Below are 20,588 nucleotides of genomic sequence, written 5' to 3'. Positions count from 1 at the left end.
CACAACAACCTTCCAAAGGACATGGAGATGACGACAAATATCAAACGTCGAACACTCGTGGTGTCAGTCGCCACGACAATCGGCCTGTGTATGACAAGCGCCCCATTCGCACAGTCAGCAGCTGACAAGTACCCGGAAAAGCCGATCAGGATTATCGTGCCCTTTGCGGCGGGCGGGCCGGTAGACACGTTTGCACGCGTGATCAGCCAGAAAATGCAGGAGCATTGGGGGCAGCCAGTCCTGGTTGAATTGCGACCCGGAGCATCCACGCTGATCGGAACGACCGCACTGGCTCGATCGCCGGCGGACGGTTATACGCTCATTATTTCCGTCAGCAATCACACGACCAATCCGGCTATGCGCTCGACGATGCCCTATGACACGCTCAAGGATTTTCAACCCATCAGCCTGATGGCTCGTACGCCTATTGTGGCCTATGCCAATCCCGGCTTTGAAGCGAATAATCTGACCGAACTGGTTGCGTTGGCCAAACGCAAACCGAATGTCATCAGCTTCGGATCCGCCGGCACGGGGTCCATGACGCATCTGACGGCTGAACTGATGAAACAGAAGACAGGAATAGACATCCAGCATGTCGTATACAAAGGCGGGACGCCGGCCCTCTTGGACACAATGGCGGGCCATATACCCATGACGTTCGCGACCGTAGGCCAGGCGTGGGAGCAATATAAAAACAGGAAAGTCAAACCTTTAGGTATTTCATCTGAGAAACGTTATCCGTCCATGCCCGATATTCCTACCTTTAAGGAACAAGGGATAGATGTGGTTACGACAGAATGGCTTGGCCTGCTTGCGCCCGCTGGCACACCGCCCGACATCGTTGAGAAGCTCAACACGGAAATCCGACGCATTGTAGGGCTTCCCGGTTTGGGGGATCGTCTTTCAGCCATGGAACTGGTCAGCTCCACGCCTGAGGAGCTGGACGTGTTCATACGAAGCGAAATGGATCGGTGGGCGCCGTTGATCCGTCAGCTCGGGATCAAAGTCGATTAGTCACTGCAACGAAACAAGCAATTACGTTAATCTATGAGTAAAGAAACCATGCACCCTGCCACGACCTCCAGTGTCCCGCAAGACCTTATCCAGGCACGCTATCGGCAAGCACCCTTCATTGCAGACAAACTGAATGCGACGATAGAAACCATACTCAATCACCGTTCGGTCCGTGCGTATACCGACGAAGCGCTCAAGCCCAATACGCTGGAGACACTGATTGCTGCTGCGCAATCGGCGTCGTCATCATCCAATTTACAGACCTGGAGCGTAGTGGCTGTACAGGACCCTGCAAGCAAGGATCGGTTAGCTCGATTGGCAGGAAACCAGGAACACATTCGACGCTGCCCACTGTTTCTTGTCTGGTTGGCCGATTTATCACGTTTGAAAACGCTTGGCCTGAAGCTCGACGTGCGTCATGGCAGTCTTGATCATTTAGAGACATTCCTGGTGGCAACCATCGATTCGGCACTGGCCGCACAGAATGCCGCACTCGCGGCCGAATCAATGGGTCTTGGAGTGGTTTATATCGGCGGGATGCGAAACCACCCCGAGGAAGTCGCCAAGGAGCTTGGTTTACCTGATTTGACATTCGCAACCTTTGGCATGTGTATTGGCCATCCGGACGCCGCCCGGCCCGCGTCGATCAAGCCACGCCTTCCTCAGGAGGCGGTCCTTCATATGGAGAAGTATGACGGATCGACCCTTGATGCCGCCACACAAAGCTATAACGCAACCATGACGGAGTTTTACGCGACGCAGGGGATGAAAAACAGTGGCCCTTGGGATTTGCACTCCCTGAATCGTGTTCGCGGCCCGGACGCGATGGCAGGACGACACCGTCTGGTTGAGGCCCTTAATAATCTGGGGTTCGAGCTACGTTAGCTTTACCCTCTTCGCCAGGAAGGCTGCAACTAAGATCCCACACGCTGAGCGCCTCCAGTGTAGCCGTGATCATAGAGTTTTTTTGCAAACTGCTCACTTATATAAGGATCAAATGCTGTGTATATACGAACCTTTCGAAACTTGATCGCTTGGTCCCCAAGTTTCCGACAAAAGAACAAAGCATGAGCGCTAACGAGGAATTTGACTATATCATCATCGGTGCAGGTACGGCGGGATGCCTGCTGGCAAATCGCCTGAGCGCGCAGACAGAGAACAAGGTGCTGCTGATCGAAGCCGGTGGCAAAGACAATTACCACTGGATTCACGTTCCGGTTGGCTATCTTTACTGCATCGGCAACGCCCGCACCGACTGGCTCTACCGAACCGAGCCTGAAGTCGGCCTGAATGGCCGATCTCTGTCCTATCCGCGCGGCAAGACGCTGGGCGGCTGCTCCAGCATAAACGGCATGATATACATGCGTGGCCAGGCCCGCGATTACAATGAATGGGCCACAGCTACGGGCGACAACAGTTGGGCTTGGGAAAACTGCCTGGCCGATTTCAAACGCCATGAAAATCACTATCGCCTTGATGCCGCCAGCAGTCAAAGTAAGCCGGATGAGGCCTTTTCCCACTTCCATGGCCATGGCGGCGAGTGGCGAATAGAGAAACAACGACTGCGCTGGGACATTCTTGACGCGTTTATGGATGCAGCCCGACAGAGCGGTATTCCCGCCACAGAAGACTTCAATCAGGGCGATAATGAAGGGGTGGGTTATTTCGAAGTCAATCAGAAAGCCGGCTGGCGCTGGAATACGGCCAAGGCGTTTCTGCGGCCGATCTGCATGCAACGCGCCAATTTTTCGCTCTGGACACACACGCAGGTCACACGCCTGGACATCTCGCGTGACAGCACGCTCGGTTTAACCTGCATGGGAGTCGAGCTTATTCGTAACGGGGCTCGCCATCATATTCGAGCCAGACGCGAGGTCATTCTCGCCACGGGCAGCATCGGCACACCGCATTTGCTCCAGCTCTCCGGAATCGGCCCTGGCGCCCTGCTTCAGCAACATGGAATTGATGTGCTCCTGGACAAACCAGGGGTCGGTGCCAATTTGCAGGACCATTTGCAAATACGGACAATCTATAAAGTGGAAGGAACCCGTACTTTGAACCAGATCACAGGCACTCGATGGGGCAAAGCCAGGATCGGTCTGGAGTATGCCTTGCGCCGCACCGGCCCCATGAGCATGGCGCCCTCGCAGCTTGGCGCCTTTACGCGCAGCGACCCGTCGCGCCCACACCCCAATATACAGTACCACGTGCAGCCCTTGAGCCTGGATGCGTTTGGCCAGTCCCTACATAGCTTCAATGCCTTTACCGCAAGCGTTTGCAATCTGAACCCAACGAGTCGAGGCACGGTACAGTTGCAGGGGCCTGATCCGGCCCAGGCACCTGCAATCCGCCCCAATTATCTGAGCACCGTCGAAGACCGCAAAGTTGCCGTCGACTCGCTGCGGCTGACCCGCAGCATTGTGGACCAACCTGCTCTGGCCAAATATAAGCCCGTAGAATACAAGCCAGGCATTCAGTTTCAAACTGAAGAGGCACTTGCCCGGCTGGCCGGCGACATCGCCACCACGATCTTTCATCCTGTCGGCACTGCCAAAATGGGGAATGCCGATGATCTCATGGCAGTGGTGGACTCCCGCCTCAGGGTTCACGGCGTCTCAGGATTGAGAGTGGTTGACGCCAGTATCATGCCCACTATCACCAGCGGCAATACCAATAGCCCGACGCTGATGATTGCAGAGAAAGCCTCGCGCTGGATCATGGATAACGACTAACTAATTGTTCGGATCGCCCATGCCAACTGGCATAGCCTTATCAGATTGAGGAAAGCGGGTCTGCTGCTAGAGCCGCATACCGGTGCCGCCCGCGTCAACGACGCTTTGGACCAGAACTGATCGACCCTGGCCGCAAGCGAAGATGCCAAATGCGTAAGTGATAATTCAATGGGGTAATTCAGCAGATCCCTGATCAAGACCCGGTCATCCAATGACGATAATGTAGTATATTCGCAGCATAGGTAATGACTGCAAACCGATACTATCAAGACACAATATATCCCGTTTGTCGTACTCTTGAGCATAAGCAAAGGGCGTAAACAATGTCTACCAGGACAGCTTGCGGCGGCATGGTTCTGCTTGCCGCTATTCTTTCAGGATGCGGCGAAGAGCCGCAGGAGGATCCGGTTCTAACGGCCCCCACGATTGTCACCCAGGATGACGAACTCACGAAAGATTGGTTAAAGCGTGAAGATAACGTTGATCCGGCCCAGTGGATGGCAGAAAAAGAAGCCGCGAACGATCCGGCTTATGACAAAGAGGCGGCGACGGCCGAGATCCGGGAACTGCTCGATCGCGCTAACGAGAACTTTGTCGAGTCAGCCCGGATGATCGCGAACCGGGCAGTTCAACTGCAAAATACGCTAGCAAGTAAGGGGATCAACGAGCGTGCCAGAGATATTATCGTCAAACTCAATTCCATTAAAAACCCGTCGATCCAAAGCGCCCGTTTCGGAGCACTGTGTCAGTATTACTCAACACTGCGCGAGCAGGGAATGAGCAGCGATGACGCGCTAAATACGCTGTCGCGACATGACGCTTCACAGATGCATTAGTTTATAGATCCGCAGTGTCTGATCAGGTGCCGCGCACTGCGACGATTAAGTGTTCTTGCAACGCACTTTTCATGCTGACGCAAATGCGGGCCAATTATGCACTCCGAAGATTAATGGAATATTAAGCTGACGTATATAAACATCAGCAACAACAATCTAAACAAAGTCAATGTACGGTTATCTGAACGCAGGTATCCAGGCTAAATGCTTGTTTTCATTCAGCCCAGGTCAAGTGCATTTAATTAAATTATTTCAAATGAAATAAATATAAGAGCAATGATCATGTCCTAGGGGTTTTCCCCATTTCGCTGCCGTTGGAAAACTCGCATTCTAATATTGCAGCGACTAAATTAATTACAGATTTTTTTAAATTGGATGATGAATATGCTCAGAAAAATTTCACTTTTAATAATTGGTGTTTCTTGTGTTTTAGCTTCCGGCGTAGCGCTTGCCAAGGACAAGGTCGTTTACCACATAGATGATTCCGAGCATCAAGCGCTCAAGGCCTTGCGCAATATTCGCAATCAAATGGACTACAATCCCGAGACAGATATGAAAGTTGTCATGCACTCGGAAGGCGTAGACATGATGATGACTGACTATAAAGATGCTGCCTCCACGGCCCCGCTCATTGCTGCACTGGCGGCGAGAAACGTCACGTTTGAAGTATGTGAAATTACAATAAAGCGCAGAAAGCTGGACAAGGATAAATTCATGCTGGAAGCTGACTTTACCCCGTCCGGTGTTGTACGTCTCACGCAATTGCAAAATCAGGGCTATGCTTACATCAAGCCCTGATTGTTTTCAATGCCTTTAATTTTCGGAGTGTTCAGTTGAATATCTCCGACCACTTTTTTGTCTGTCAGATAGCGACTGACCAGCTCCCAGATGGGCTCGCCCTGCTCACTCGACTCCTGCACGGAAGCCCAGCCCGCAACCTTATACACTTTGCCCGATTCCAGCGGCTTATCGTTTAGTGTCATATTGCTGATGCGATTGCCCATGGACTGATTCGGATCAATGGTATAGTTCAAGCCACCGACACGAACCATATCGCCGCCTTGCTGATAGTAAGGATCGGTATTGAACAGGTTGTCAGCGACATCTTCCAGCACGGTTTTTATCGTATCACCGCTCATCTCATTGAGCGTCGTACCCGGATACGTAATCGCAGTTTGATTCATCACATCTTCCATCGTGATTGTCTGCCCTGGCAACAAGGTGGTCCCCCAGCGAAATCCGGGTGAAAAAGCAATCTGTGCGCCTTTTTCCTGCAGCAATGCATCAACAATGAGCTGATCAAAAGATCCGTTGAAATTGCCTCTGCGATAAAGCAACTCGTTTGTGACCGCGAGTTTTTGGTTCAACTTATCCAGATATGGTGCCCGCACGGACTGGATCATCTTTTCCATCTGCGGGTCCGGATCCAGGAAGTTGGAAAATACCGGCAGCAATTTATACTGAAAGTCCTTAACGCCACCCTTATCCACGTTCAAATCCAGTACACCCAGATACTTACCATTACTGCCGGCATTGGTCACCAGAGTTTTGCCTTTTCCATTGGACACGATCACAGGATCCGGTACACCATCGTGCGTGTGCCCTCCTAATATGGCGTCGATCCCAGTGACCCTGCTTGCAAGCTTCAGGTCAACGTCCATCCCATTATGAGACAGGACAATAACCGCAGCCACGCCTTTGCCTCGGACCTCGTCAACGGTTTCCTGTAATTTCTGGTCCTGAATACCGAATGTCCAGTCGCTGACCATATAGCGCGGGTTGGCAATAGGGGTATATGGAAAAGCCTGACCGATAACTGCAACCGGTACGCCATTTATTTCACGGATGGAATAAGGTTCAAAGACCGGATCGCCAAAGTCCGAGGTTTCTACATTCTGTGCCAGAAAATTGATCTTGCCCTTCAGGCCCTCTACCGCTTCCTGCACACGATCCATGCCATAAGTAAATTCCCAATGCGCCGTCATCATGTCCACGCCCAGCAACAACGAGGCATCGATCATATCCTGACCCTTGGTCCAAAGCGAGGTCGCAGAGCCCTGCCAGGTATCGCCGCCGTCCAGAACCAATGCATGTGGACGATCCGCCTTCAGTCGCTTGATCAAGGTCGCCAGATGAGAAAACCCGCCCACCTTGCCGAATCGGCTTGCACTTTCTGCATAATCGAGGGCGGTAAATGCGTAAGCCTGCATGGAGTTCGCCTTCATGCCATATTCTTTCAGGAATGCGTCTCCGACCAGATGTGGCGCTTTATTCAATGAAGCCCCCAGGCCAATATTGACCGACGGTTCCCGGTAGTAGATCGGCAGAAGCTGTGCGTGAGAGTCGGTGAAATGCAAAAAGCTGACGTTGCCAAATGCCGGCACATCATAAAATGTCTGCATGTCATTTCCAGCTGCCAGCACGTCTTTTGGAAAGGCATAGCCTCCCGCAGAAGCGATTGCCAGAATCTGGAGAAATTCTCTTCGGTTCACCATATTTATCTCCTTTTCTAAGTGTTCATTTAGCGTACTTACGCATATCCAGGACATCTTCTTCAAACATTTCCCCTGGAATAATCTCCTGGATCATGCTGTTTTTATCAATGACATATACCAAAGGAATAACTTTTATTTCGCCAAAAACCGCTTTGAGCGCCGGGGTAAATTTCGCGGCCGTGAATGTGTAGTTATGCTTTGCCATATAATCTGACGCCGCTTTGAGGTCTTTGTCGATTGACACCGTAACTACCTGCATGTCCGAATCCTTCACCTGCTCATGCAATTTTTGGATATACGGATTCTGTCTGGCGCAGTATGGGCACCAGGATGCCCAGAACGAGAGCAATACAGGCTTGTTCTTCAATGATTCACTGGCAATCACCGTGCCATCGAGCAGCGTGAATTCTGGCAGAGCAATGGCGTCGCCTTTTTTTAGTGACGTAACACCGGCCTGGGCGTGGACTGACACGCCCAGGCATATCGCAAGCACAAAGAAAAGCTTTGTCAAAGGCGCTTGGAGATTGATCATGGATATGCTTCCTGTCGTTGAGCGCACCGCCGTTTCATGGCGACATGCTTATTCTTTGTTCACCGGTGAAGCCGAGTCAAAGAGCAATGCCATGACGTCTTTGATTTGCTGCTCTGTCAGAATCCCTGCCGAACCAAAACGCGGCATATTGGAGCAGGCCGTGTAGGCGTGCGAGTTATAGATTTTGTTCCAGGTGTATTCAAGCATCTGCGCCGAGTTACCCCGGTTCTTGCCATAATGGAGCAACGATGGTCCGATATTGCCGAAAGCGATTTCCGATTTGGTCATCTGATGGCAGGCGTAACAGTTACCACCGGAAGCCACCCCTGGCTTATCGCTAAATTGCAGTCCGACACCAGATTGCGCAATTTTTTCGCCCACCTTCCAGTCGCCAAGGAACTGCTTATCGGCAGGAGGTTTGATCGATGCCATGGCCTGCTTCAACAACTTTTCCATGACTTCTTTAGGAATGGACTGTCCGGTTGCCGCCATATCCGAACAGGCTTTTTGTTCTGGCGACTGCTCCAGTCGCTCAAGCGTGACATCGCCCACGGGCGCAAAGGAGTCTTTCAATACCGCCATGACGTCCTGATCTCTCGTGCCGGTCACAGGCTGCGCAAATGAATGGGCGCCAGTCAAAGCCATGCATGCAATCATCGTTGCGTAATGTAATTTTTTCATTTTTTTTCCTAACGTTTGATTCCAGGTGCCGCCATTTTCCCTTCTTTAGCCTTCACGGCCAGGTAGGTCAGCAGATCAATGGAAGCCTGAGAGGCAAACTTGAGCTTTGGCAGCCTTTGCTGCCTGAAGCAATCCTGCAAACGCCATTGCATGGTTCTTACGACGCCCTGAGAGACACGGTAGCCCGGCCAGGTGGTATACGCCTGTTGTGCATCTTTTGCATTTAACAAATCAGGCAAATTCTGCAAGCGGATGCGCTTGTCGGCGGCGCCGTGGCAGGTGGCACAGGAAAAATCGTAGGGGCCGCTGCGATGAAAGAAAATTTTCTGGCCGCGCTCATAGGCGGCTTTCTCAGCCTCATGGCTCTGAGGGGCTGCCATTGCGATGCCGGAAGACTCGCTGGCAATATACGCAACGATCGCCTCCCAGTCAGAAGATATGTCGCCGGATTTGGAAAACACCGTTGGCGTAATGTCCTTTGGATTGATGCCCTGCAAGGTCTCCATGCAATACATAATCCGTGTCTCGGCATCCATGACCTTGTCCGCATCTTTGAAAAAACGCGGCAACTGGGCATAGGCGCCCTTGACCACGCCGGGACCCAGTCCTAAATCACAGGCCTGAAGCGACACATTCTTCGGTCCTTTTTTTTCCAGCCACAGTTCCTTGCCGGTATCGACAAGCAAATCGCCGGGATTGCCGCCATCCGACAACATCTGTCGATAATCATCAATCCCCTCCTGTGTGCTATCGGCCGACTGGGCGCTTGCAAATCCGGATCCTGTGGCCGACGCGATTAGCAATAATGCAATCGCGCCCGGTAATTTTTTTTTTAATTGTCTTAACATTGTCTTCTCCTTAATAATGGATACTTTTCCAAGCGCCCATCAGAACATTTTTTATTTGATCTCGGCCGTATCTGTCCTGGTTTCTTTCTTGGTGTCAAGCCACGTTATCTCGAGTTTGTCTCCTTTCTTTGCGCCTTTGAAGCTGAAAGCCAGATACGGATCCCGGGAAATTGCCGGACCCCACTGGGCAGAAAATACGTCCTTGTCATTGCATTTTGCCGTCACATTGGTGATATGCCAGGCAGGCACGACCTTTCCTTCCTGATCCTTGCGCTGCCCGGTTTCCATCACGTGAGACATCAGTACCTTTACGTTTACTACCCCGTCCGTTTCTTTCGCGCGAATACGCATTGGTCTCGTTGCCATTTACCACTCCCATTTAATGTTCGAAAAAATTGAAAACCAACAGTAATCAGCCGCCGCAACCGCCCAGCGTCACCTTGACTTCTTTCTGCGCCAAATAGTATTTGTCACCAGCCTTGACCAAGCCGAAAATATCCGACGTCTTGGCCATTTTCACCCTGGTGGCGATATTGGCTTCGGTGCCTTCAGGAATATTGAACATGCCGGTCATGGTGTTAGGATTCTCTGGAATCAGAAAGGCCATCATCGTGACGTTTTCCATATCAGCGCTCAAGGCAATGGGCACAACTGCGCCATTTTCCGCAATATCCGGCGCCACCAGCTTTACCTTGTCGCTTTTTTCCGGGCTGCTTGCACCCAGGGCCTTGAATACCCCTTCATTATCTGTGGCCTCAAACAGTTCCTTATTCCATTGCGTTTCAGCCGCCCGTGCCTCTTCGAGCGTCAGAACGCCGCTCATTACCGCGAAGCTTAATACGGCGCCCGCCTGTAGAAAATTACGTCTTCTTAGATCCATCGTTGTCTCCAATAAAAATCAATCAAGGTACTTAATCATGTTCTGCGGAAAGAATCCATTTGGTCACCAAGGAAATATCGCCTTCGGCAATGCCTGGCTGCGGCGGCATCGGTATCGCGCCCCAGACGCCAGCCCCCCCATTCCTAATTTTTTCACCCAGCTTGGCAGCGTCGTTTTCCGAGTACTTTTCACTGATCTCTTTAAACGACGGCCCGACCAGTTTGGTCGTCGCAGCATGACAACTGGTACACGCATTGGTGCTCAGAATCGTCTTGACTTTTTCCTGGGTTGCCGCGTCCATTGACGTGTCAGAAGCCTTTGCATCATCTTCGCTGGCGTCGTCATCCGACTTGACGTCAACGTTTTTTGCGTTGTCGTTGACCGTCTGCTTGGCAAAAGTCCGCACCGCTACAGCATTGTCTTCTGGTTTGCCGGTCAGTTTCGGCGCGTCGGAGTTGACACCGATTGCCGCGCCGACAATACGCATTTGCGCGGCATAGTTGCCGTTCATATTTCGCGCGTGTTCCGGCAACGCCGATACAACTTTGGCTTGCCCGGCACAATCTTGCATGCAATCCGTATTTTGCGTATCCGCTTTGCCCTTCGCATGCCAGAGCCCGGGATAAACCACCATGCCATCCCGGTTGGGCATCCGCTTTTGTACATCTGCAATATTGCTATCGGTCAGCTCGAAATCGGGGTCAACGACGCTGGCTTCGCTCAGTAAATAAGCGACCACGGCATAGGTCTCATCGGGAGTCAGCGATTTGGGCGCATTCCAGGGCATGGCTCTGTATATGAAATCCCATAATGTCGATACCGTACTGATCTTCATCATTGTGGTCGACGGCACGTTGGCTTCGGCGCGCAGGTTGCTTACCCGCCCCGCTTTGACATCATCCTCGGTGGTGCCACCCAGCAGCGGGGCAAAAAATTTATTGCTCTCGCCAAAGTCCCCATGACAGGAAGCGCATTTCGAAGCCCAAACATCTTCTCCATCGGCCACGCTGCCTTTGCCAGGTTTCAGGCCCTGAAAATCGGGACGAACGTCGATATCCCAGGCCTGTACTTCCACCTTCAGGGCATCACGACCGACATTTTGAAAAGTCAGCTTCTGCTCGGCCATTTTTTTGATCGTGGCCTCAATCTGCGCCTGCTCTTCGGGCGTAGACGTCAATGCAGAGATATCGATCGGCTGGGCAATTGACGCTTGGGCGACAAACAACGAGATCCCCACCGTTAATGCACGGACATTATTCAACGTGAACATTGAACACCTCCCCTGATTCAGCCACTTTCCATGACTGGATAGCATTGTTGTGATAAATGGAGCGGGTACCGCGCACAGCCACCAATTGGGATTTGGTCGGCTGGACATAACCGGTTTCGTCCACCGCCCTGCTTTGCAATATGGCGGGCGATCCATCCCAGTTCCACGCAAAATTGAACCGCGTCAGGCACTTGTCCAGAATGGGTGTATTAAGTGTCGCCGTTTTCCAGTTCTTGCCCCCGTCGACCGAGATATCCACTTTTTTGATTTTTCCGCGGCCAGACCAGGCAAGACCGGTAATGTTGTAAAACCCCGTAGAAAGTAATGCCTGTCCGCCAGACGGACTGGTGATCACCGATTTGCATTCCTGAATAGAGGTATATTGACGCAGCGTGCCGTCGGGCATGTGATCGACATAACCCAGGGTTTCGTCTTTGGCGTTCCATGGCTTGTCGCCCACCTCGATTCGACGCAGCCACTTGACCCACGACACCCCTTGCACGCCCGGCACGACCAGGCGCAACGGGTAGCCATTCTCGGGACGCAGCATTTCGCCATTCATTCCCCAGGCAACAATAACGTCGTCCATGGCCCGCGCCATGGAGATGGTGCGTGTCTCGCTGGAGCCGTCATTGCCTTCGGCCAGGATAAACTGCGCGTTCTTGAAATCCGCGCCGCAGTCTTGTAGCAGGTACTTCAGGGGAACGCCGGTAAACTCGCAACAGGACAACATGCCATGGGTGTACTGCACCGTGGGAACGGCAACATTGCCCCACTCCATAGCGGTGTTGGCGCCGCACTCAATAAAGTGCATCCGGGAAACCGAGGGCAATCGCATCAGGTCATCCATCGTATACACCTTGGAATTCTTGACCATGCCGTTGATCATGAAGCGATGTTCGGTGGGGTCTATGTCTACCCACCCCTGATGATGACGTTCGAAATGAAGCCCGTTTGCGGTGATTATGCCAAACATGCCCTGCAGCGGCGAAAATGCGACTGATGCCTGCGGGACCGCCGTTAATCCGGGAGATTGCCGCCTTTGCAGGTTCATCTCATATTTTGAAGGCTGTCCATAGGGATGAAAAGCGACTGGATTACCCAGCGACGTGCTCCATGGACGCGGTTCCGTTATCATCTGATCCGGTGGGTTTTGTGTCGCAGCACGCGCGACACCGCCACCGGCCAGGGCTGCGCCTGCCGCCATCAAACTTTTACGTATAAAGCTTCGTCGCGTATCGTCCCAGCCGTGTTGGCGAACCTCAGATACAAACTCATCTGAAATAAAATTCTCGGGTGCATTGCGCAAACGCGCAAACTTTTGCGATTGACTGCGCTTGTCTCTCATCCTGTTGGCTCCACATGATCAAATCGTTTTTTATAGTCCCGCTAAAAGGCAATGTTTAATGGAAAATATCTTCCAGTGATCATTGGATACGCGGGCTGATGCAGCGAAATATTGCTTACGTTACCGTGCCAGAATTAAGACAGTATTAAGAAAACCGGAAAACGATGAATGCCAAAAAACCTGTTAAGATGAGCCGCTTGTTATTGTTGGACACACCAATTATTTTGATTTGATGATCAACGCCGACCCGGAAATAGGTGGCCATTATGCACGTACTGCTTGTCGAAGATGATGCGCTGGTGGCTAGCGGCATTGTCACCGGATTAAAACTACATGGGCTTACTGTTGACCATGTCAATTGCGCCAGTCTGGCCGATACGGCTTTGAAGTCTTCATATTTCGATGTGTGCATTCTTGACCTTGGCCTGCCGGACGAGGACGGTATATCCCTGCTGCATCGGTGGCGCGATCAGGGTCAACAGCTGCCTATTTTGGTGCTAACTGCACGCGACGCCCTCTCCCATCGGGTAACGGGATTGCTCGGCGGCGCCGATGACTATCTGGTCAAGCCGTTCGACTTGCTGGAACTGCAGGCCCGGCTACACGTACTGACGCGGCGACGCGCCGGCCGCAGCAAGGACTTCGTCGAGCACGGTGGTCTGGTCTTCTGCGCGTCAACAGGTGAGGTTCGGCTGCATGGTCGCCCGGTTTCACTGGCCAGGCGCGAACTGGCATTGCTGCGCGCATTATTACAAAACCCGAAAGCCATCCTGAGTACCGAGCAACTGTGCGATAGTGTTTACGGCTATGAACAAAGTCTGGAGAGCAACGCGATTAATGTTCATGTGTATCACCTGCGTCGCAAGCTGGGCAACAATATCGTCGAAACGGTCAGAGGCCTGGGCTACCGGCTTGGATTACCGGAGAAATTGGACGAACGATGAGTCTGCGCGTACGGTTGCTTCTAATTATCGGGCTCGGCTTGTCAGTTCTATGGACTGCGGTAGCCGGGTGGATGTTCCTGGATGCCCGAAAATCGTTACGTGAGGCGCTGGACAATCGCCTGGCCGCGTCGGCAAGAATGGTAGCGGGCATGGTGGCGCAGCTCCCTGAACCGGCCAATCTGTCGGCGAACGACAGCAAAAAGCCCTTTGATGTTATTGCCCGCGACGGCGTTGCCTGCGAAGTCAGTCTGTTGCGTAGCCAGATAACGGCCCAGGCTATCGTGCGCACGGAAGGTGGCCCCGATCTGACTCAGGCCACCGCCGGTTTTGGCACGCATATATATGGCAAAAAAAGATGGCGCACCTATATGCTCAGACAAGGTAATATTCAGATCGCCACTGCAGACAGCATGGACACCCGGGAAGCATTAATCAAAGAGCTGGCTTTATCGGCCGGTGTCCCCTTTTTGGTAGCCCTGTTTGGCAGCCTGATTATGCTCTGGTTTTGCATTACCCACGGAATCGCGCCACTGGAACGCGTCCGAAATATTCTGGCAAAACGCAAACCCGGTGATGATAGTCCGCTGGCCCCGATTAAGGCACCACTTGAACTGCAACCGCTGCTGGACACAATCGAGCAATTGCTTGAACGGCTACAGGGTGCGATCCTGCGCGAGCGACGCTTTACCGACAATGCCGCACACGAGTTGCGAACACCGCTCACAGGCATAAAAACGCACATTCAGGTTGCGGGGCTGGCCGCCGATTTGCCTGATAATAACAAAACACTGAAAGCAGCATTGAACAAAGCCGATTACGGCGTACTGCAATTGCAGGGCATTCTGGACCGCTTGCTCAGTCTGGCCAGACTGGACGACGATGCGGTCCCGGTCGAAAGCAGTGACCCACTCGAGGTGGTTGATACCGCAGCAGACCAATTGCAAGTGTCATATCCTGACCTCAAAGACAGAGTTCTCATAAAAAGCGACGATGCCATCGCCTGGGTACATGTTTCCAGGCCGTTACTGTTGTCGGCCACGCAAAATCTGATTGATAATGCCTTGCGTTATACGCCTGAAGATAAGCCGATCGTTGTTCAAATAACCCAGCCCGACACCGGACGGGTCCGTATCAGCGTACTGGACCAAGGACCCGGACTCAGTGCCCACGATCGGGCGCACGCGGCAAACCGGTTTTGGCGCCGGGACCGCAGCGTGCCCGGCACAGGATTGGGGCTTTCGATCGTGGATGCCATTGCGCGACGACATCATGGCACATTCAAACTGCTTAAACGCGCCGGGCCCGGACTTGAAGCACGACTGGAATTTCCGATATGAGGTTGCGCAAATGCGGGAGAAGGGGCAACCGCACGGCGCCCCATCGCTTTAGCGCATCGTTGTCCGTTTCACAAATGCCATGCAACTGCTACGCCTCTCGTGAATCTACTGCCAAAAATGACAGTATGACGGCGTCAGTGGTCAGACATGGATAGAAACCCGGTGGCAAATCAAATGTTATGAACTCGCCTGGAATCATCGCATAACAGAAACATTTACAGGATCAAGGAAAGGCAATGCGTCAATTGCAAAAACTCAGTGTCACCCTGATATTTATCTTTCAAACCAATGCCAGCTGGAGTCAACCCACAACAATAGACCCCGCTCAGTTCCTGGCTGGCGCGTGTCTGAGCTGCCATACTGTAAATACAACGACGACATCTGCCATACCAAGCCTGGTCGGTCTCTCTTCAGAATCCATCCTGTCTGACATGCTTGACTATGCAAATGGCAAGCGCGCCGGGCTCCTAATGCAGCAGATCGCAAAAGGCTATACCCATGAGCAAATGAAGATGATTGCGAATTATTTTTCCTCGCTGGAACCATTATGAAACGCAGACATTTTCTGAAGCATACGATTTTCGCCTCGGCCGCCCTGCTTGGCGCACCCGCTGTTGGAGCCACACGCAAGCCGCATGTCGTTGTCATTGGTGGCGGTTTTGGTGGGGCCCTTGCAGCGAAATATCTTCGTGTTTACAGTCAGGGCCAAATTGACGTCACGCTCATAGAACAGCATAAAGTGTTTGTGTCATGCCCGATGTCGAATCTTGTCCTCGTCGGATTAAAACAATTATCGTACTGTACACAACACTATGACCAACTGGATAAACGATGGGGCGTGCGGGTACTTAACCAGCGTGCGGCAAATATCCAGGCAGCATCATCGCGCATTACACTTGCAGACGGGTCAGAGATCAGCTACGACCGATTGGTTGTATCGCCTGGAGTCGACCTGCAATGGGATTTGATAGATGGCATGGAACACCCGCAAGCCCATAATGTGGTGATTGACGCCTGGCAAAATGGCGCCGATAGTGCCCGCCTGCGCGACCAGATACAGGGTCTTCACCCTGGCGGTGTTGTTGCCATTTGCATTCCGCTGGCGCCCTATCGGTGTCCCTCCGCTCCCTATGAACGGGCCAGCCTGATCGCATGGTATCTTCAAAAGCATAAACCCGGCGCAACGGTACACGTTTATGATGCCAATCAGGAAATTACAACTGAAAAGGAACTATACCAGCGCTATTGGCAGCAACACTACAAGGACATTTTGTTCTATCATCCGGAAAATACCTTGGTAGCGGTTGATATAGAACAGAAAAAAATGCATTTTGAATTTGAAGACGCCGCCGCTGATGTCCTTAACATTATCCCGCCCATGCGCGCCGGGCGGATTGCCATCGACGCGGGTCTCGCGACCGCGAATGAAAAATGGTGTGAAGTCGATTTCTTGAACTTCGAATCATTGGCAACAAAAAACATACACGTCCTGGGTGATTCGATACAAATTGCTCCACTGATGCCCAAGTCTGGCCATATGGCAGCCCAACATGGCCGGACCTGCGCGTATGCCATTTGCCATAGTCTGCTCAATAAAAAAGCAGCTGTCACCCCGGTGTACGCCAATACCTGTTTTAGCTTTGTTGCAGAATCTCATGCCATGCATGTCGCGTCGGTGCACCACTATTCGAAAGCGAATAAAACCATGGAGCCAGTCGAAGGCGCGGGCGGCGTTTCTACTGCGCCCAGCCAGGACGAGGCCCCGCTGGCCTTTGCCTGGGCCGATGCGATTTGGGCCGATATTTTTCAGTAAAGCATGTTATTCAGTGTTCGAGGGTTCCTTCACAGTGGCCTACCATAGGACCGTTCCAGCGCAACCCGATGCTCAGTCCTGGAAAATATCCTTCGGCTTTACAGGCCATCAATTCCCTCTATACCCAAGGCCTCGGCTGATGCTCTGCGCAGTTTGCTGCATGATCGGTAAAAATTTTTCGAGTATCGATTCATGCTCATGACGCGCCAGATTAAGGCTGGTTGTTAGCGCCGCCACTATTTTGTTTCTGTCATCCATGATAGGTACCGCCAACCCGCAAATGCCCAGCTCCAACTGCTGATTCGCCAAGGCGTATCCTTGTTCGCCCGCCTGATTTATCGCGTTCTTGAGCGAGGCAGCTTCAACGATTGTAAATTTGGTAAAGCGCTCGAACGGCGCCTGAGCCAGATATGCCTCAAGACTGTCACTTCCCAAACTGGCCAATAATATCTGGCCGCTTGAGGTCGCATGAGCCGGAAGCCTTTCGCCCACGCCCAGACGCCGGGACAACGGGCTTGGCATTTCTGCGCGAGCGACATACACGATTTCATTGCGATCAATGACTGACACGGTACAGATTTCCCCCGTTTTCTCCATATATTCATCGACCGCCACGCGAGCCAGGTCACACAATGGAAGCGCAGCCAGGTACGCATAGCCCAACTCCAGCACGGCAGGCGTGAGGCTGAATTTTCGACTATCCACACGCGCATATCCCAATGTGATCAAGGTGTACAAAAGCCTGCGCGCTCCCGCTGCTGTCAGCCCGGTGCGCTGCGCCACCTCACTGAGCGTAAGAAATTGATGACTGGGCCCAAACGCCTTGATGACAGATAATCCGCGGGCAAATGCCTCCACAAACTGATCACTGCCCTTGGGTAAACCCGTAGTGGTTAACTGGATATTTTCTGGCATAATAATTCCATATGCGAAATATATTTCTACTAGCGAAATAATAGATCGCTTTGTATGAACATGTCAATACAATTCTGATCAAATCAGGAGGAACAGAGCAATGGAACTGACGCCTGTCAATGCACAATTTGTGGCCGAAGTCACGGATGTCGATCTTTCGGCTCCCTTGGCGATTGAAGAACAGGAAGCATTACGAAAGCATCTGGACGAATTCGCAGTTTTGATTTTTCCCGACCAGCCGGTGACCGAGACTGAACAGCTCGATATCGCAAAACTGTTTGGCGATCTTGAGGTTTCTGTCGGCGCTTCAATATACAACACCGACAAGCCACGGCGGCTTGGCCATGCCCAACTGTCTGACATTTCGAACCTGGATGAAGCCGGCCGCATTCTGGATAACGGGGACATCAGAAGGTTGATAAATATCAGCAATCAGTTATGGCATACCGACAGCTCCTTTAAACGGATTCCGGCAAGTGTATCGTTGCTTTCCGCTCAGGAAATTCCGCCGGTTGGCGGCGCAACGGAGTTTGCAGATATGCGCGCTGCGTGGGATGCGCTGGATAAAAGCATGCAGCAGCGCCTTATGCCGCTTGTGGCCATTCATGACTACTTTCATTCAAGGGGCCTGACAGGATTTGATGTGGAAGGCATCCCGGATCATTGGCGCACACTTCAACCTCCCGTGCCACAAGTGCTGGTGCGTCACCAGCGAAATACCAATCGGCATTCGCTATATCTTGCCTCACACATTAGCAAGATCGAAGGCCTGTCGGAGACAGAGAGCAAAACGCTAGTGGATGAACTCATCGCGTTTGCAACGCAACCCCAGTTCGTGTACAGACATCGTTGGCGTACTCATGATCTGGTGATGTGGGATAACCGCTGCACCATGCACCGTGGAGCCGGGTTTGATGAAAAGTATCGTCGATCAATGAGACGGGCTACGGTGCAGGATATAGGCCCGAGCGTTGAACAAATGGATAAATCAAGGGAAGCGACTGTATGACCAAGTTACTTAAGCATATGGCATTTGCCATCACCATGAGCCTGGGCTGTACCCTGGCCCATGCCGCCTACCCCAACAAGCCGGTCAATATCGTTGTGCCTTTTGGCGCCGGATCTGCGACCGATATGCTCGCGCGCGCGATGGCCCAGGCATTGAGTGAAAAATGGGGCCAGAGTGTCACGGTGGACAACAAACCCGGGGCCGGCGGCGCCATTGGCGCTTCCTATGTCGCGCGAAGTGACCCTGATGGCTATACGCTTATGATGGGAACAAATGGGCCCATGGCAGCCAATCCGAGCCTGTATAAAAGCCTCACTTACGATCCCATCAAGGACTTTGCGCCCATCGCATTAATGGGCAAGCTGCCCATGGTGCTTATCGCCAACAAAGACACACAGCCTGAAAACGTCGAGGCGCTCATCGCCCAAGCCAAACAGAATCCCGGGCAATTGAATTTTGGCGCCAGCAACACCACTGCCAGGGTATGGGTGGAGCTGTTAAAGCAAATGGCTGATATCGACGTGGCGACCGTGTTATATAGCAATGTAGGAAGCATGATGACTGATTTGATCAGCGGCAGAATTACCTATGCTTTTGAAAACGTCGGCCCCTCTGTGTCACAGATTTCTGCCGGCGCCATAAAAGCACTGGCTGTGACCACATCTGAACGCGCTGCTTTTGCACCTGACACTCCAACCATTGCTGAGTATGGGCTAGACAAACACCAATTGGTTGTCTGGTTTGCAATGTTTGCACCTCGCGACACCCCCCAGGAGATTATCGACACGATCAACGAAACGGCCAACGAGGCGTTAAAAAGCGACAAGATCAAACAAACCTCTGCGCAGATAGGTATGGCGCCTGCCGGAGGAACGGACAAAGACCTCAAGGATTACCAACTCAGCGAGGTGAAAAAATGGCATGAGTTGGTAAAATTAACTGGCGTGACGATTAACTAATAGCTCAACCCATGGGCAAAACCAAATAACGTTGTTGGAGGCCTGGTAACAGTTTCACGCGGATAGCGAGGCCGTACCTGCGCAAGTATGTCATTTAGTAAAAGACACCTACGGTCCAGAAAAGCTAAACCAGCGCAATCCTTTACATATAGCGGTACAGGGCGGTAAACGCCCTGTACTACGCATCGCTATGCGCCCGAAGCCATGTCCCAGACCTTTTGTCCGATAGGATTTTGCTGCTCTTCGATAATGTGGGCCATCAGGCCGACAGAGCGTCCGATCATCGTAAGCGCCTTGCCCAATTCTGGGGTCAATCCCATATCCAGCACAATAGCGCCTTTTGCACCCGTGGCGTTAAGGGGAATTTTGCGTCCTGACTGGCGCGCAGCGGCGGCGGCCAGTTCTACGGCAAAGCGCGAATAGTTGCCGTAGAAACCGCAGTCTCTGGCAATCTCAAACATCCTCTCGCATCTGGGGTCGCCGTCTACGTGGATGGGATGCCCTACGCCAGGAATTTTGCGTTTGGCTGCCTTATTGACTTTTACACATTCCTCTGCAAACTGCCGCAGTTCCTCGTCGGTGTAACTGTCTTGTTGTGGTAGCGCATCCCGCAAAAAACGTGCTGAATATTCAATCACGCCCAGAAAGCGTGAGCCGGCACCCAGAAGCCCGGCTGCCAACGCCCCTTGCATTGATTCAGGAGCACCATGCAAAGTCAGGCGCGCCGACAAGGCACTGGGCGTCAAACCGTGATCCGTCGCGCTAACCAAAAAAAGATTGAGCATGCGCTTGAGTTCGGGGGTTGGAAACTGCCCCAGCAACTCCAGCGCAAGGACATCGATGAAATCACGATTGAAAAGGTCATTGACCAGATCATGACCACGGACCGAAATAGAATGGGCGTCGCCGCCGCCAATTTGACTGTTAAACATCGAGAAGCTCCCTCGTTAAGCAATTGTGTTCCCGCATCTGAAT

21 protein-coding genes are annotated in these 20,588 nt (G+C 52.3%); 11 read left to right on the top strand and 10 right to left on the bottom strand.

What is annotated here, in order from left to right:
- The first annotated feature begins 27 nt into the window (after nt 1-27).
- The 5 genes from CAP48_RS08865 (at nt 28) to CAP48_RS08845 (ending at nt 5,380) form a co-directional block, all read left to right on the top strand.
- Nucleotides 28-1,014, top strand: coding sequence for a tripartite tricarboxylate transporter substrate binding protein (locus CAP48_RS08865; protein WP_161495223.1), 987 nt, complete (start codon nt 28-30; stop codon nt 1,012-1,014).
- A gap of 33 nt (nt 1,015-1,047) precedes the next feature.
- The gene (locus tag CAP48_RS08860) at nt 1,048-1,899 is read left to right on the top strand and encodes an NADPH-dependent oxidoreductase (protein WP_242444370.1); all 852 of its coding nucleotides are present in this window, start codon (nt 1,048-1,050) and stop codon (nt 1,897-1,899) included.
- 182 nt (nt 1,900-2,081) lie between these two features.
- Complete coding sequence (locus CAP48_RS08855) at nt 2,082-3,746, top strand: GMC family oxidoreductase (RefSeq protein ID WP_100695645.1); 1,665 nt, start codon at nt 2,082-2,084, stop codon at nt 3,744-3,746.
- A gap of 323 nt (nt 3,747-4,069) precedes the next feature.
- The gene (locus tag CAP48_RS08850) at nt 4,070-4,582 is read left to right on the top strand and encodes a hypothetical protein (RefSeq protein ID WP_153045670.1); all 513 of its coding nucleotides are present in this window, start codon (nt 4,070-4,072) and stop codon (nt 4,580-4,582) included.
- Between the two features lie 375 nt (nt 4,583-4,957).
- Nucleotides 4,958-5,380: a DsrE family protein gene (locus CAP48_RS08845; protein ID WP_100695641.1), complete on the top strand. Its 423-nt coding sequence runs from the start codon at nt 4,958-4,960 to the stop codon at nt 5,378-5,380.
- Here the strand turns inward: CAP48_RS08845 and soxB are convergent.
- The 8 genes from soxB to soxC are packed head-to-tail and all read right to left on the bottom strand — an operon-like array spanning nt 5,365 to nt 12,636.
- Nucleotides 5,365-7,074, bottom strand: a complete 1,710-nt coding sequence (gene soxB, locus CAP48_RS08840; RefSeq protein WP_100696737.1) for a thiosulfohydrolase SoxB — start codon at nt 7,072-7,074, stop codon at nt 5,365-5,367. The two genes, CAP48_RS08845 and soxB, sit on opposite strands and share 16 nt — an antisense overlap.
- Before the next feature lie 25 nt (nt 7,075-7,099).
- Nucleotides 7,100-7,609 (bottom strand): TlpA disulfide reductase family protein, encoded by a 510-nt coding sequence (locus tag CAP48_RS08835; protein ID WP_100695639.1) that lies wholly within the window; start codon nt 7,607-7,609, stop codon nt 7,100-7,102.
- 48 nt (nt 7,610-7,657) lie between these two features.
- Nucleotides 7,658-8,290, bottom strand: a complete 633-nt coding sequence (gene soxX / locus CAP48_RS08830) for a sulfur oxidation c-type cytochrome SoxX (RefSeq protein ID WP_100695637.1) — start codon at nt 8,288-8,290, stop codon at nt 7,658-7,660.
- A gap of 8 nt (nt 8,291-8,298) precedes the next feature.
- Nucleotides 8,299-9,138, bottom strand: coding sequence for a sulfur oxidation c-type cytochrome SoxA (soxA, locus tag CAP48_RS08825; RefSeq protein ID WP_100695635.1), 840 nt, complete (start codon nt 9,136-9,138; stop codon nt 8,299-8,301).
- A gap of 51 nt (nt 9,139-9,189) precedes the next feature.
- Nucleotides 9,190-9,504 (bottom strand): thiosulfate oxidation carrier complex protein SoxZ, encoded by a 315-nt coding sequence (soxZ, locus tag CAP48_RS08820; RefSeq protein WP_100695633.1) that lies wholly within the window; start codon nt 9,502-9,504, stop codon nt 9,190-9,192.
- Between the two features lie 46 nt (nt 9,505-9,550).
- Nucleotides 9,551-10,018: a thiosulfate oxidation carrier protein SoxY gene (gene soxY / locus CAP48_RS08815; RefSeq protein WP_100695631.1), complete on the bottom strand. Its 468-nt coding sequence runs from the start codon at nt 10,016-10,018 to the stop codon at nt 9,551-9,553.
- Nucleotides 10,019-10,049: 31 nt separating this feature from the next.
- A complete protein-coding gene (locus CAP48_RS08810) occupies nt 10,050-11,288 on the bottom strand; it encodes a c-type cytochrome (RefSeq protein ID WP_100695629.1) in 1,239 nt (412 codons plus the stop codon).
- Nucleotides 11,272-12,636, bottom strand: a complete 1,365-nt coding sequence (soxC, locus tag CAP48_RS08805; protein ID WP_100695627.1) for a sulfite dehydrogenase — start codon at nt 12,634-12,636, stop codon at nt 11,272-11,274. The genes CAP48_RS08810 and soxC overlap by 17 nt, the downstream gene beginning before the upstream one ends.
- A gap of 266 nt (nt 12,637-12,902) precedes the next feature.
- Here soxC and CAP48_RS08800 point away from each other — a divergent pair, with 266 nt between their 5' ends.
- The 4 genes from CAP48_RS08800 to CAP48_RS08785 all read left to right on the top strand — a co-directional run bounded on the left by CAP48_RS08800 (nt 12,903) and on the right by CAP48_RS08785 (nt 16,730).
- Nucleotides 12,903-13,580, top strand: coding sequence for a response regulator (locus CAP48_RS08800; RefSeq protein WP_100695625.1), 678 nt, complete (start codon nt 12,903-12,905; stop codon nt 13,578-13,580).
- On the top strand, nt 13,577-14,917 hold the full coding sequence (locus CAP48_RS08795) for a sensor histidine kinase KdpD (RefSeq protein WP_100695623.1): 1,341 nt from the start codon (nt 13,577-13,579) through the stop codon (nt 14,915-14,917). Before CAP48_RS08800 ends, CAP48_RS08795 begins: the two co-directional genes overlap by 4 nt.
- Before the next feature lie 236 nt (nt 14,918-15,153).
- Complete coding sequence (locus CAP48_RS08790) at nt 15,154-15,468, top strand: cytochrome C (RefSeq protein ID WP_100695621.1); 315 nt, start codon at nt 15,154-15,156, stop codon at nt 15,466-15,468.
- A complete protein-coding gene (locus CAP48_RS08785; protein WP_100695619.1) occupies nt 15,465-16,730 on the top strand; it encodes an NAD(P)/FAD-dependent oxidoreductase in 1,266 nt (421 codons plus the stop codon). The genes CAP48_RS08790 and CAP48_RS08785 overlap by 4 nt, the downstream gene beginning before the upstream one ends.
- A 108-nt stretch (nt 16,731-16,838) precedes the next feature.
- On the opposite strand, the gene CAP48_RS08780 is transcribed toward CAP48_RS08785, so the two are convergent.
- On the bottom strand, nt 16,839-17,645 hold the full coding sequence (locus CAP48_RS08780; RefSeq protein ID WP_100695617.1) for an IclR family transcriptional regulator C-terminal domain-containing protein: 807 nt from the start codon (nt 17,643-17,645) through the stop codon (nt 16,839-16,841).
- Between the two features lie 100 nt (nt 17,646-17,745).
- On the opposite strand from CAP48_RS08780, the gene CAP48_RS08775 reads away from it, so the two are divergent.
- Together CAP48_RS08775 and CAP48_RS08770 are read left to right on the top strand one after the other, a co-directional pair.
- Nucleotides 17,746-18,654 carry a TauD/TfdA family dioxygenase gene (locus tag CAP48_RS08775; RefSeq protein WP_100695615.1) on the top strand — a complete coding sequence of 303 codons (909 nt, stop codon included), beginning with the start codon at nt 17,746-17,748 and terminating at the stop codon, nt 18,652-18,654.
- Entirely contained in the window at nt 18,651-19,613 is a 963-nt protein-coding gene (locus CAP48_RS08770) for a tripartite tricarboxylate transporter substrate binding protein (protein ID WP_100695613.1), read from the top strand. The genes CAP48_RS08775 and CAP48_RS08770 overlap by 4 nt, the downstream gene beginning before the upstream one ends.
- Nucleotides 19,614-19,801: 188 nt before the next feature.
- Here the strand turns inward: CAP48_RS08770 and CAP48_RS08765 are convergent, their stop codons facing one another.
- Nucleotides 19,802-20,545, bottom strand: a complete 744-nt coding sequence (locus CAP48_RS08765) for a citryl-CoA lyase (RefSeq protein WP_100695611.1) — start codon at nt 20,543-20,545, stop codon at nt 19,802-19,804.
- Between the last annotated feature and the right edge of the window lie 43 nt (nt 20,546-20,588).

Source organism: Advenella sp. S44 (assembly GCF_002810445.1).
Classification (GTDB): domain Bacteria; phylum Pseudomonadota; class Gammaproteobacteria; order Burkholderiales; family Burkholderiaceae_B; genus Advenella.
Note: the sequence above shows the minus strand (reverse complement) of the source record. Positions and strands in the feature narration are given on the sequence as shown.

Bases quoted from the DNA above. Each gene is read 5' to 3' on its own strand.
- CAP48_RS08860 (WP_242444370.1), top strand. From the start codon at position 1,048: ATGAGTAAAGAAACCATGCACCCTGCCACGACCTCCAGTGTCCCGCAA.
- CAP48_RS08810 (WP_100695629.1), bottom strand. From the start codon at position 11,288: ATGTTCACGTTGAATAATGTCCGTGCATTAACGGTGGGGATCTCGTTG.
- CAP48_RS08845 (WP_100695641.1), top strand. From the start codon at position 4,958: ATGATGAATATGCTCAGAAAAATTTCACTTTTAATAATTGGTGTTTCT.
- soxX (WP_100695637.1), bottom strand. From the start codon at position 8,290: ATGAAAAAATTACATTACGCAACGATGATTGCATGCATGGCTTTGACT.
- soxA (WP_100695635.1), bottom strand. From the start codon at position 9,138: ATGTTAAGACAATTAAAAAAAAAATTACCGGGCGCGATTGCATTATTG.
- soxC (WP_100695627.1), bottom strand. From the start codon at position 12,636: ATGAGAGACAAGCGCAGTCAATCGCAAAAGTTTGCGCGTTTGCGCAAT.
- CAP48_RS08770 (WP_100695613.1), top strand. From the start codon at position 18,651: ATGACCAAGTTACTTAAGCATATGGCATTTGCCATCACCATGAGCCTG.
- CAP48_RS08785 (WP_100695619.1), top strand. From the start codon at position 15,465: ATGAAACGCAGACATTTTCTGAAGCATACGATTTTCGCCTCGGCCGCC.
- CAP48_RS08790 (WP_100695621.1), top strand. From the start codon at position 15,154: ATGCGTCAATTGCAAAAACTCAGTGTCACCCTGATATTTATCTTTCAA.
- CAP48_RS08855 (WP_100695645.1), top strand. From the start codon at position 2,082: ATGAGCGCTAACGAGGAATTTGACTATATCATCATCGGTGCAGGTACG.
- soxY (WP_100695631.1), bottom strand. From the start codon at position 10,018: ATGGATCTAAGAAGACGTAATTTTCTACAGGCGGGCGCCGTATTAAGC.
- CAP48_RS08765 (WP_100695611.1), bottom strand. From the start codon at position 20,545: ATGTTTAACAGTCAAATTGGCGGCGGCGACGCCCATTCTATTTCGGTC.
- CAP48_RS08835 (WP_100695639.1), bottom strand. From the start codon at position 7,609: ATGATCAATCTCCAAGCGCCTTTGACAAAGCTTTTCTTTGTGCTTGCG.
- CAP48_RS08775 (WP_100695615.1), top strand. From the start codon at position 17,746: ATGGAACTGACGCCTGTCAATGCACAATTTGTGGCCGAAGTCACGGAT.
- soxZ (WP_100695633.1), bottom strand. From the start codon at position 9,504: ATGGCAACGAGACCAATGCGTATTCGCGCGAAAGAAACGGACGGGGTA.
- CAP48_RS08780 (WP_100695617.1), bottom strand. From the start codon at position 17,645: ATGCCAGAAAATATCCAGTTAACCACTACGGGTTTACCCAAGGGCAGT.
- CAP48_RS08795 (WP_100695623.1), top strand. From the start codon at position 13,577: ATGAGTCTGCGCGTACGGTTGCTTCTAATTATCGGGCTCGGCTTGTCA.
- CAP48_RS08865 (WP_161495223.1), top strand. From the start codon at position 28: ATGACGACAAATATCAAACGTCGAACACTCGTGGTGTCAGTCGCCACG.
- CAP48_RS08800 (WP_100695625.1), top strand. From the start codon at position 12,903: ATGCACGTACTGCTTGTCGAAGATGATGCGCTGGTGGCTAGCGGCATT.
- CAP48_RS08850 (WP_153045670.1), top strand. From the start codon at position 4,070: ATGTCTACCAGGACAGCTTGCGGCGGCATGGTTCTGCTTGCCGCTATT.